The 1,946-nt window shown below is 43.0% G+C and carries 2 protein-coding genes; both read left to right on the top strand.

Features of this window, described 5'->3' with window-relative positions; all coding sequences use genetic code 11:
- Positions 1-285 precede the first annotated feature (285 nt).
- Positions 286-1,509 carry a hypothetical protein gene (locus QUA45_RS28625; protein ID WP_333223309.1) on the top strand — a complete coding sequence of 408 codons (1,224 nt, stop codon included), beginning with the start codon at positions 286-288 and terminating at the stop codon, positions 1,507-1,509.
- Positions 1,510-1,519: 10 nt separating this feature from the next.
- A complete protein-coding gene (locus tag QUA45_RS28620) occupies positions 1,520-1,756 on the top strand; it encodes a hypothetical protein (protein WP_333223307.1) in 237 nt (78 codons plus the stop codon).
- The last annotated feature ends 190 nt before the right edge of the window (positions 1,757-1,946 follow it).

The following is a 1,946-nucleotide window of genomic DNA, read 5'->3' as shown; positions in this document are numbered from 1 at the left end:
TCAAATAAGCCTCTTGGCGTTCTGGATTCATTTTGGCAGAAGCTGTACAGTAAATAATTTATTATTACGTTTAACTCCGTCCTGTCAATCAGGCGATCGAATAAGCGATCCCCGTTTTTACTCTAGAAACTCCATTCAGTCAGCAATAGACAGAAGCTTAAAGAAAATCTTAAGTTTCTCCATGCTAGTTTAGTCGAGGTAAGCTGGCCCGATGCGCCCCCTAGAATGCAAGCTAAGCTGCGCCAATAATAACCCTAAGATTCAAGGGAATTAAGAATATACAAAATGAAAATAGGAATATTTTTAGGAAATCTAGGAAACCCCGCCATCTACTATCCCAAACTCGCCCCAATTACGGGCGGAGTCGCGGCGAGTATTTTTCTTTGCCAATTATTGCAATGGCAATCACAAAAGTCCAACTCCGACGAATGGGTAAAAACTAACAGCAGCGAAATTGAAAAAGCCACGGGTCTAAGTTACGAAGAACAAGAACTCGCGAGACGCCTGCTCAAAGTGCGATCGCTCCTGAAAGAAAAATTAACGACTCCCAACACAGACACCCTAGAACTCTGGGCGGATATTGACGCTTTCGAGGAAAAACTCAATAACTTTTGGACACCGAACCCGCCAGATACTATAACACCGATAAGTCGCGAAAACAACAATCACCCTGTAGCAATTTTCCGCGAAACATCACCCCCAAATCCTGTAGTTAAAACCGACAAATATTTCGGGCAACCCCGCCAGCAAATAGCCGTTGCTGTCACCCCGAATTACCGATTTAGCGGGCCTTGGAACTCCCAAGAAGAACTGCACAACTTTCAGCGAGCTTTAGAAGCATATGCTCAAGAGCGCAGCTTAGGATTTGGCAATCCTTCTGGATGGGCATTTAAAATTATTGACAGCATGACAAAAGGCTTAACCTCCACTTTTTGGGATGAATTTATCGCCGGAATTCCTTTAGGAGAAAGTCAGAAAGTTAAGCGGGATTGGGAAATCGAACCGGAAGTCCCTTATCCTGCTTTTGAAGAGGAGCGAATTCAGTATTACGTGCACAAAGGCGAACCGCTGGAAGCAGCAGTCTCTAAAGCCCGTGCTGATTTGAGAAACCCGGTTTTGGGCAAAGATTTGTGGGAGGGATTTCTGCGAAAGTGCGATCGGCTTGCCGATGATGCACTAAAAGCCAAAAACCAGGGCGTTGACACACCATATCTGCCCTCTTCCTTCAACGAAAAACCGCAAATCAGCAAGGATAGCGTAATGCGGAAGTTAGGCGCAATCGCAGCTCAATCGGTCTTAAATCAATCCACATCTGAAATAGTTCCTGAACCGCCAAACATCGAACTAAAAGAGCCACCAACCGCCGCCGAAATCCCCAGTATTTCCTCTTTGCAAAAAGCTTACCAAACTCCTCTCGGCCGAAGTATAGTTGAGAAACAAATCGCTGCCAACCCGGACTGGGGCTACGAAATAGTTGACGGTGAAATAGTCGAATCAATCCCTTTTTAATGAGGCTGATATGAAACGAATTAGCGATATCAATCCCCTGGGGGAAGAGCGACCAAATCCTTCTGAGGAAGAGAGAGAAAACCTGCGGGAGGAAAGGTTGCAGCGAGAAAGAGATCAAGCATATCAAATGTTAGTTGAACTCTGCAATTTAGGCGAATATGCCATGGCCGAGCAGTTGGCAAATCGACATTATTTTAATTGGGGTTATGAAATAGTTGATGGGATTGTGATGGAAAGGATAAATTAGGTTCGTAGTAAGGAATTTAGTCCTTAATTCCAAGATTGAAATAAATAAAGTCATTACTACAAACCTATATTTGAATTAGGGTTATGTTATAATTATAATTAAAACTTAAATAACTATAGCAAAACCATTTGATTTGTAAACAATGGATTCAATCATCACAAACGTTTCAGGTTGTTCTACATTCACGACT

The organism is Microcoleus sp. Pol12A5 (assembly GCF_036701435.1).
In the GTDB taxonomy this organism is placed as follows: Bacteria; Cyanobacteriota; Cyanobacteriia; order Cyanobacteriales; family Microcoleaceae; genus Microcoleus.
This window is presented reverse-complemented; position numbering and strand designations above follow the sequence as displayed.